This window comes from Candidatus Hydrogenedentota bacterium (assembly GCA_035416745.1).
GTDB lineage: Bacteria > Hydrogenedentota > Hydrogenedentia > Hydrogenedentales > SLHB01 > UBA2224.
In genome coordinates, this window is sequence record DAOLNV010000002.1 from 166,649 (window position 1) to 176,053 (window position 9,405).

The 9,405-nt window shown below is 60.3% G+C and carries 7 protein-coding genes; 3 read left to right on the forward strand and 4 right to left on the reverse strand.

All coding sequences use genetic code 11. The features are described 5' to 3' along the window. The first annotated feature begins 89 nt into the window (after positions 1 to 89). Positions 90 to 911: a PEP-CTERM sorting domain-containing protein gene (locus tag PLJ71_01725; GenBank protein ID HQM47372.1), complete on the forward strand. Its 822-nt coding sequence runs from the start codon at positions 90 to 92 to the stop codon at positions 909 to 911. Between the two features lie 101 nt (positions 912 to 1,012). On the opposite strand, the gene PLJ71_01730 is transcribed toward PLJ71_01725, so the two are convergent. Next, positions 1,013 to 2,353, reverse strand: a complete 1,341-nt coding sequence (locus PLJ71_01730) for a Gfo/Idh/MocA family oxidoreductase (protein ID HQM47373.1) — start codon at positions 2,351 to 2,353, stop codon at positions 1,013 to 1,015. A gap of 331 nt (positions 2,354 to 2,684) precedes the next feature. Further along, positions 2,685 to 2,909: a hypothetical protein gene (locus tag PLJ71_01735; GenBank protein ID HQM47374.1), complete on the reverse strand. Its 225-nt coding sequence runs from the start codon at positions 2,907 to 2,909 to the stop codon at positions 2,685 to 2,687. Positions 2,910 to 3,562: 653 nt separating this feature from the next. On the opposite strand from PLJ71_01735, the gene PLJ71_01740 reads away from it, so the two are divergent. After that, the gene (locus PLJ71_01740; protein ID HQM47375.1) at positions 3,563 to 4,723 is read left to right on the forward strand and encodes an aldose epimerase family protein; all 1,161 of its coding nucleotides are present in this window, start codon (positions 3,563 to 3,565) and stop codon (positions 4,721 to 4,723) included. Between the two features lie 75 nt (positions 4,724 to 4,798). On the opposite strand, the gene PLJ71_01745 is transcribed toward PLJ71_01740, so the two are convergent. Together PLJ71_01745 and PLJ71_01750 are read right to left on the reverse strand one after the other, a co-directional pair. Next, positions 4,799 to 6,340, reverse strand: a complete 1,542-nt coding sequence (locus PLJ71_01745; GenBank protein ID HQM47376.1) for a DUF1080 domain-containing protein — start codon at positions 6,338 to 6,340, stop codon at positions 4,799 to 4,801. Between the two features lie 308 nt (positions 6,341 to 6,648). Then, a complete protein-coding gene (locus PLJ71_01750; protein HQM47377.1) occupies positions 6,649 to 8,271 on the reverse strand; it encodes a glycoside hydrolase family 28 protein in 1,623 nt (540 codons plus the stop codon). 188 nt (positions 8,272 to 8,459) lie between these two features. On the opposite strand from PLJ71_01750, the gene PLJ71_01755 reads away from it, so the two are divergent. After that, positions 8,460 to 9,405, forward strand: a 946-nt coding sequence (locus PLJ71_01755; GenBank protein HQM47378.1) for a hypothetical protein, incomplete at its 3' end; no start/stop codon positions are given.

The following is a 9,405-nucleotide window of genomic DNA, read 5'->3' on the forward strand; positions in this document are numbered from 1 at the left end:
ACTTGCGTTCCCAAATGCAAATGTTCTTGTCGTGACCGAAACGGCGGGGGTTAGATTCCACCCACCCTGATTAGGAGGCATTAAGGGCCATGAGAAACCGGGCAAACTTTGGACAAGGAACAATAGTAGTGCTTCTGGCGCTGTGCGCGCACGCGGCAAGCGGCACGATGATCGATCTCACCACGGCGGGGGCCAGCGGCGTGATCAACGACGCGATTTTCCAGCAGATAGACCCTCGGGCAACGGGCACGGGAGTGATCGATTCCTTCGCTCAGATTGGCGCAGCCAACCAGGTGGAAGTGCAGGCTTACAATACTACCGTTAACAATGTTCTCAACAACGGTGCTCCCGACAACTTCAATCACTCTATTACTTTGGGGATCGTGCCCATTGTGAGCATCGAAACTGTCGATTATTACCAATTCTTGCTGGACATCAACGAGAACAACAATGCGGCACTGGACCAGTACCTGTCGCTCGACGAGGTTCAGATTTTCGTCGGCGACACGCCCAATCCCAGTTCCACGTCGTTTGACGCTGACGGCATCTTGCAGGGTGTCGGCACGTTAGTCTATGACATGGAGAGCAACCTCAGGAATTGGGTGGCCCTGGATTATTCACTGAACACGGGCAGCGGCTCCGGCGACATGTTCCTGTACGTGCCCGTTTCCAATTTTGGCGGCGCTGGCGATGACGCCATCGTTACACTGTATTCATATTTCGGGCGCCAGGGGCTGAATCCCGCGGAATATGGCGAAGGCAACTTCGGCAATTTCTACAACAGCGACGGGTTTGAGGAATGGGCCGTGCTTGTACAGGAAGACCCCATTGCTCCCGAGCCGGCTACGCTGTCATTGATCGGCCTTGGCATAGCGGGTCTCGTCGTGCGGCGTTTCACGCGCACGAGCTGACGCGATAGACGCTGACAGACCCCCCCCGGGGACGTGAAACTCCTCCTGACGAGTGACGTTCACGTCCCCGAACCTTTTCCCGCCGCCCTATTGCCTCATTGTCAGCCGAGCTTCCAGTCGCCGCGGTATTTGCGTGTCAGGAGGCCGTTGAGAGACGGTTCCTTGGAGAAGGTTTCGGTCTTGGGGTCCCAATGAAGTGTTGCGCCGAGTTCGCAGGCGATTTTCCCGAGATGGCCTATGGACGCCGAGCGATGGCCGGCATTGACCGGCGCGGCAGGATCCTGGCGCGACTTCACACAGTTCAGGAAATCGCGCATGTGGTTTCCTTCCGAGCGGAACCGGAAATCGCTGTCTTTAACCGTGAGCTTCAGCAGTTCCTCGTTGCTGGCCCTGAATTCGCCGCGGTCCACGTAGATCCATTCACCGTCTCGTGCGATGAATTGCGTGCCGAGCCTGTCGCCCGCGGCTTGCTTGAATTCGGGAGGCATGTCGCTCGTGTTGGCGACGGTCATAGTGACCCCGCCCTTGTATTCGCACTCAAAAAGGTATCGCGCCGGGGCGTCGTAAAGGTTGTTGCGCTCGTTGAGCATTTCCCAGCGCACCCCCTTGACCTCGAGCGGGCCGGTGTTGTCCCAGTCCATTGCCATATGGGCGATGTCGCCGTGATGGCCGATCCAGTCCATCATCTGACCGCCGCCGAAGGCCATCCACCAGCGCCAATCCCAGTCGGACCGTTTCGGATGAAATGGGGTCCAGGTGGCGGGGCCCACGTAGAATTCCCAATCGAGGTAATCCGGCGCCTTGGGGAATTCGTCGACCCACATGCATTTGTCATAGTCGGGCAGGCTCACGTTGATGTGCTTGATCTTGCCAAGGTAACCGTTGCGGACCAGCTCGCAGGCCCGCTTGAACCGTGGGTCCGAGCGCTGCATGCTTCCGACCTGGAACACGCGTTTGTTCTCGCGCACAGCCTTCACCACGGCTTGTCCTTCGCCCAGCGACCACGTCATGGGTTTTTCGCAGTAGATGTCCTTGGCGTGTTTTGCAGCGTCGATCGATGTCAGGGCGTGCCAGTGGTCGGGCGTACCGATGATGACCGCGTCGATGTCGTCGCGCGCGTTCAGTTCGCGGAAGTCCCGGTAGGTCTGGCAGTCCTGGTTGCCGTAGAACTCGTCGACCTGTTTCTTCGCCTCCGCGACCGTGTTCGCGTTGACGTCGCACAGGGCCACGATCTGGGTGTCCGGCTGTTTGATGGCATTACCGGTGAGGCCGCGTGCCTGTCCGCCCGTGCCGATGACGCCGATGACAATGCGCTCGCTGGGGGCCGCGCTCCCCTCCTTGCCCAGGGCCGATGCCGGGATAATGTACGGCGCCGCGATAGCCGCGCCGGTTACCGCGACAAACGCCCGCCGCGATACCGTTGTTTTCTTGTTCTGCTGCATAAGAAGTATCCTCCGTTTCGGCCCTGTATGTCCGCCGGGCAACGATACCCCCCGGCCGCAATAGTGGAACTCGTCTCAAGGAAAAACCTCAACCATCGTAGAGGCACGTTACCGCGGATTCAAGGCAGAATATGTGAAAACCCCAGCCCCGCTGTGATGCAGGCATCCACCCCGAATTCTGCGACAGGATTTCCAGGATTGACAGGAATCCGTTCCGCCTGAAACACGTATGCGCGAGTTCAGAGAAGAAGGGTCCAATTGGGAGATCTCGGCCGTAGGAATGGCGCGATCGGCGACCACGCCACAGCGAGGTTTTTCGGCCTCCTAGGCGTCACGCCTGCGTATGCGCCTGGTTGGGCGCCGCGCCGCCCCCCGCCCTCTCTCCCGCGCTGAACGCTTCCTGCGCCGCATCCACGATCATCACGGACATGACGCTGAACGCCACTATGAGGGTCGGAACGCCGTCGAAAAGCCACTCGAGAATCCAGAGAACGATGAAGTATAAGAGAGGGCCTAGGACGCAGTTCCTGATCGCGATGAGTACGCCTTTGTTCATGGCAAAACCCCCTCGTTCGCCTCTAACGGGCAAAACCCACCGAACTCACAAGCTGTGGCACGGTATCCTGGCCGCGCCACCTTTGCGACCGTCAGGTCTCCATCTTGTCGGGCGCCTTTGGCGGCACCGACATTGACAGTGCGGAGCGCCTTTCGCATTCAGAGACTTCCCTGCGAGCTTACCACTTCTCCCCGTGCATTGCGCAAAAAGGAGGAAAAGGGGCATGCAAAGATGCAGGCGAGACGCCTGCGCTACGGTGTGTTTGAGATGACTCCACCGCAACCGGGAGGGACGTTGGTTTGAACTGAATTCAATCTCCGTCGTCATGATGCCATTTGCACTGTCCATTCTGTGCAAGACCCGGGGGGGCAGTGCGTCCCGACCCGGCTTTCCAAGGGAAACGAGAGGTTTCCGGTTCACCACACTTTTCCTCAACTCGGCCGATCGGACGGACCGGACAAATCGGGCTTGGCCGGTTTCGCGAGAGCGGTCTATTACGCGTCCAGCTTGTTCGGATCCGCGGGGATACAACACTGGCTTGCCCCACCCGGCTGGGTCGCTGACGCCGGGCGAGTTCATGGTTGAAAATCGGCGCGGCGTGCATCATCCTGATGGGCGGGCGTCATGAGTCAGTTCAGCGGAGGAGTTGCGACATGTTTACACGTAATTGGCGAGTAGCGGTTTGCCTGGCGGCCGTTCTAGGCGTGTTTCCGGGATGCGCGACACAGGGAAACGGCGAAGAGGGTTCGGGCAGGCTGAGTATTGCGAAGGCGACGTACGGAACGGCGCCGGAAGGGGGCAACGCGGACCTGTATACGATCACGAACGCTAACGGGATGGTGGCGCAGATCACCAATTACGGCGGCACCGTGACGTCACTCCTGGTGCCTGATGCCGCAGGAGCACTGGCCGACGTCACCCTGGGATATCCCAGCCTCGAGGGCTATTTCGAGAACAAACCCTATTTGGGGTGTCTTGTGGGACGTTTTGGCAATCGTATCGCGAAGGGACGCTTTACCCTTGACGGCAAAGAATATGTGCTGGCCGTGAACAACGAGTCCAACCATCTCCACGGCGGCATCAAGGGCTTCAACAAAGTGCTGTGGGACGCGAAGCCTGCTTATCGCGAGGGCGCGGTCGGGCTCAAACTCACGTATGTCAGTGTTGACGGCGAAGAGGGGTATCCGGGCACCCTCGAGACGACGGTCCACTACTGGCTGACCAATGCCAACGAACTCGAGATCGTCTACGAGGCCGTGACCGACAAGGCCACGCCGGTCAACTTGACCTATCACGGGTATTTCAACCTGGACGGCCAGGGCGAAGGTGATATCCTGGACCACGTGATGATGATCAACGCGAGCCGCTACACGCCGGTGGACGAGACGCTGATACCCACCGGCGAACTGGCGCCCGTGGCAAACACGCCGCTCGATTTCACGATGCCGGTGGCCATCGGCGAACGCATCAACGCGGACCACGAACAGATCAAGCGCGGAAATGGGTACGACCACAATTACGTTTTGAACAGTCAGGACGGCTCGCTCGCCCTGGCCGCGCGGGTGCTCGCGCCCGGGTCCGGCCGCGTTATGGAAGTCTACACGACCCAGCCCGGCGTGCAGTTCTATTCGGGCAATTTCCTCGATGGAACCATCACGGGGAAAGAGGGAAAGGTCTACAAGCAGCGTTACGGGTTCTGTCTCGAGACACAGCACTACCCCGACTCGGTCAATCAGCCGGGTTTCCCCTCGTGCATTCTAGAACCCGGCAAGAAGTACTATCAGAAGACCGTGTATCGTTTCACCACGCGGTAGTTCGGCGCGGCGGCGCGTCCGTGCGTGCTGGTCCCCGCCGGCGTTACCTGAATCGCGCGATGGTTTCGAGTCTGGCTATTTGTCTTCCGGGGGAAGTTCGACGAGCCAGATGTTGCGGAACCAGACGGGGTTTCCGTGGTCCTGGAGCGACAATGCATCGGGTTCCGAGGTGGCCGTCACCTGCGAGCCCGTGGTCTTGTCGGGGATAGGCTGATTCTCGTGCACCGGCACGCCGTTATGCAAGACGGTGATGCGCGCGTCTTCCAACTTGTTCCAGTCGCTGTCGAACCGTGCGGCGCGGAATTCGATGTCGAATGTCTGCCATTGCAGCGGAGGCGCACACACGTTTACCCGCGGGGCGGCAAGTTTGTAGATTCCGCCGCAATCGTTGTTTTCGCCGGCAAGTCCGTAGCTGTCCAGAACCTGGACTTCATAGCGGTTCTGGAGAAAAACGCCGCTGTTGCCGCGTTTCTGCCCGTCCTGGTCGGGCAGGAAAGGCGTCCGAAACTCGACGTGCACTTTCTGGTCGATGAAGTTCTGCTTGGTCTGGATGCTGCCGCCGCGGACTTCCATGGCGCCGTTGCCGAGGATCAGCCAGGTTGCGGGGCCGGGCTCGGTCTGCTCGGGCAACGGCACGGGCTTCCATTCCGCATCGCCCTGTTCCGGGGCGAAAGCCACATCCATCAAGTCGGCGCCGGTCTTTCCTTCCGCGGTGTACGGGCCCGAGACTTCCCACAACGCGATATTGCCGTCAAACGACTCGAGCGGAAAGAGGTCCTGCCCGGGAGCGCCCACGAAGAAGCCAGCGACGGGGGATGCATCAAGACCGCGCAATCGGGCCGTAAAGGCCCATTCTTTGTCGTTCTGGACCACTTTTGCCAGGAAGAGGTTCCAGCCTTCGAGGAGGTCGACCGTAACCTTGTTTTGGCAGGGCGTAACCTTGCGATCTTCGATTATTGAATGTATCTCGGCATTGTTGAGCCAGACTTTTCCGCCGTCTTCGATGCCGTAGGCGAACTGTGCTTTGCCTGGCGCGGGCGCCCACACCCATGTGCGCAGATAGGCGACGCGGTTTTCGCCGCCGAGCGTTTTCTTGAGGTTGATACCCCACGGGTCGACGCCCCGCGCCACCCAGAGGTCAAGGTTGCTGCCGTCAAACAACACGATGGCTTCCTTCGGCGGCCGTGCGCCGAGCGTAGGAGAGAGACGTACGACGTGATGGAGCTCGAGGCCGCCGGATACCGCGCCTTCCACGCGCCCGGTCATGGTTTTGCCCCGGATGGAGACGGCAACCTTGGCGTCTTTCATGTCGCCGCTGGCGCCCGCCCCGGAGAAGTCCACGCCGCCTTGGACCGCTTTGCCGTCAAGCACGGCCAGCGCCGGTTCGCGCGTATCAAACGCCGGCAGCAGGTTCATACGGTAGGTTTTGCCCGCCAGCGGGATGACCTGGGCATATATCTTCGCGCTGCCCCATTTGCCCTCCCAGTCGCCCATGTGCGGGTCGCCCGGCGTGGTCTGAGCCGGGCTGGCTTCATCGCGAGCTCCCTGGAACGTGGCGCAACCGCCCAGGAGCGCTACGGCCAGCAATGCAATCATCGGAAGATGACGGGTTTTCATGATTCGGGTCTCTCCTTGTGCCGAGATGGCGGATTTGAGTAAATATACGCGATGGGAAAGAGTAGAATCTCAGGGCGCGCAATTTCAAGAACGCTGCAACGCGGCCAGCCACCACCGGGAACGACATCTCCCCCACTCCGCCGGCGCGGCCCCATCTCCGTCACCGCGGTCCGGTCGAATACCACGGACTGAATGGCGAGGGAGCTGGAGACCTGGCGGTCGCAAGAGCGGCGCGGCCGGGAGACCGTGCCACAGCGGAGATGCCCTTGAGAATATCGCAGAAGCCGCGAGATAGCGGCATGAACGGGTCAAGGAGTGGCGGCCGTTTCCGCGTCGGATGCGACGAGCGTGCTGTCTTCGTCCCGTATCACGGTCTTTTGAGCCTGGCTCAGGTCGCAACCGGAAACGAACATGCGCGAGCTTTGCACCGCGTGCAGAAAAGCCGGAATGCCGGGCTCGGCGTCACAGTCGCGGACGCTGGCGGAAGTTCCCTTCAGACCGATCGCGGCCTGCGCAGGGAGCGAGACAAGGCCGCGAGTGCGAATGTTGCTCAGCGCAGCGCCGTAGACCTCGTCGCAGAACAGGCCATATCGCCATGCGCCGCGCGCCGCGCGCAAATCGATATCGACATCCTGAATCCGCAATCCGTCCACGCGCGCACAATAGAGCGCATACGGGTTTGCAGGGGCGCCCCAGACCCCGCTGGCGGCAGGCGCGGCGCCTTCCGGCATATCGCCGGTCAGAAGAAACTGGATGTTGGAGAGAGTCACGTTTTCACAGTGTTTCTTGTCGAATCCGCCAACATAGCTGCCGTACCGTGATTGGGCAATGACGTTGGACACGAGGATATTCTTGAGGTGCACCTGGGATTGCTCGCCCGTCTCGTTGCCCATCCAGAAGTAGAGCGCCTGATTGACGTTTCGCATGACAACGTTGTTGAAGGTGATGTTCTCACACCGGGTCCCCCTGACAATGTTGGGCCGCCCCGGCAAGATGCTGACGATGTCGAGTCCGATGTCCGTATCGAAGATTGTCAGGTTGCTGAATGAACAGTTTCGAATGATGGAGTCGCCCTCATAACCGATTCGCACGCCACAGGCCGGCACGGAGCACAGAACACAATTGGTCACCGTGATATTCTCGCAGGGCTTGTCTTCCCCGAGCAGTCCCGCGTCGCTCTTGATGGCGATGGCGTCGTCGCCGCCATCGATCGAACAATTGGCGATGCGCACATCGCTGCAACAGTCGATGTCGATCCCGTCGGTGTTCGGACCGTCGTGAGGATTGCGAATGGTAATGCCGTCGATAGTGACGTTGTTGCAGCCGATCGTCCAAAGGGTATAACAGGACGAATTGGCCAGGGTAACATCACGGACCCGAAGGGAATCGCCTTTCACAATTGCTATTAGCGCCCGCGGACGGTTCGGCATGGGCTTTCTGACCATCGCAGAAAGCATCTCCTCGAACCAGAACTTCGAGCCTTGGCCATCAATGGTTCCCCGGCCTTCAATCGAGACGTTTTGGACGCCCTCGCCATAAATAAGAAACCCTCCCCCGACGACTTCAGGGATTCCAAAGGATGGGGCATCGGGGTCTTGTCGAACAGCCGGAGGATAGTCTTCCGGGCGCGCGCTTCCTCGAAGCACGGCATTCGCTTCCAGCAGAAGGCGGACATTGTCTTTCAGGAACACGCTTCCTGAGAGATACACGCCCGGCGAAAAGTACACGGTTCCTCCGCCGGCCGCGGTGCACGCATCGATGGCCTTCTGGATGGCCGCCGTGTCGAGCGCGGTTCCATCTCCAACGGCGCCAAATTCCTGAACGCGAACCACCACGGGGGAAGGCGCTTCCAGGGCCTCACGCTGCGATTCGGGCGACCCGGCAACCAGTGTGATGGCCAGGAGACGGAGGAAAAGTGTGCGGCTAATCATTCGATACTCCTTAGAAACGGGATCCAGGCCAAACCAACGCCGGCTGCCGGTTCCCGTCGAACGGACGGTCAGCGCGCGCCTCGCGTTGTCCTTCACGGAACATGGTAACCGAGCCTCGGGCGAATTGTATCCGCAACGCAATTGTGGGATGCTTGCGTGTGTTTTATCAAATTGAGAGGTATCGTGCCATGCTGCTTTCAGTCCTTTGCTTTGCGTCGCTTATCGTGTTGACTGCGCCGGAACCCGAGGCCGTCTCGACGGGGCCGTTCCCTGACCCACTGGTTCTGGAGAACGGACAGCGCGTCGAGACAAAGGAGAACTGGGAGGCGCGCCGGTCAGAGATGCGCGGTCTCCTGTTGCGCCACGAGTACGGCAGCGTGCCGTCTTCCTCTGTGCCGGTCAAACTGGCCGAGACCGTTGCGCAAGAAACGCAGAACGGCGGCATCACCGCGTTCCGATCGGTGCGTTTGGCCGTCGGTTCCGAGAATCCTTTTCCCGTGCAGGTGGAGATCTATCTGCCGGCAGGCGGCGCTGGCCCGTATCCGGCGATTCTGCGCGTTGGCCTGGGGTGCCCGATCATCAAGGAGATCAACGAGCGCGGATACATCTTCGCATGCTACGAGAACAAAGATTTTGATCCCGATACGCACGGCGCCGACAAAATCGGCCCTGCGCAGGCGATGTTCCCCGACTGTGATTGGGGAAGCCTGGGCGCGTGGGCGTGGGGCGCATCGCGTGTGATGGATTACCTCGTGACGCTTCCCGAGGTCGACGCGAAGCATGTGGCAGTTACCGGGCATTCGCGGACCGGGAAGACGGCTTTGTTGGCCGGAGCATTGGACGAACGGTTCGCGGCGGTGGTTCCGAACGGGTCCGGATGCGGGGGCGCCGCGGCGTACCGGCGCTATGGACCCGACTGCGAAACGCTGGAACTCATCACTCGGCCATCGAGATTTGTCAGTTGGTTCCAGAAAGACTTTCGCCAGTTTGCAGGGAAAGAAAACGAGTTGCCGTTCGATCAGCATTTCTTGCGCGCGCTGGTTGCGCCCCGGCCGGTCCTGTCTACCGACGCCTTGGGGGATTTGTGGGCCAATCCTATCGGGACGGCGGCAGCCTGGCGCGCGGCGCAACCCG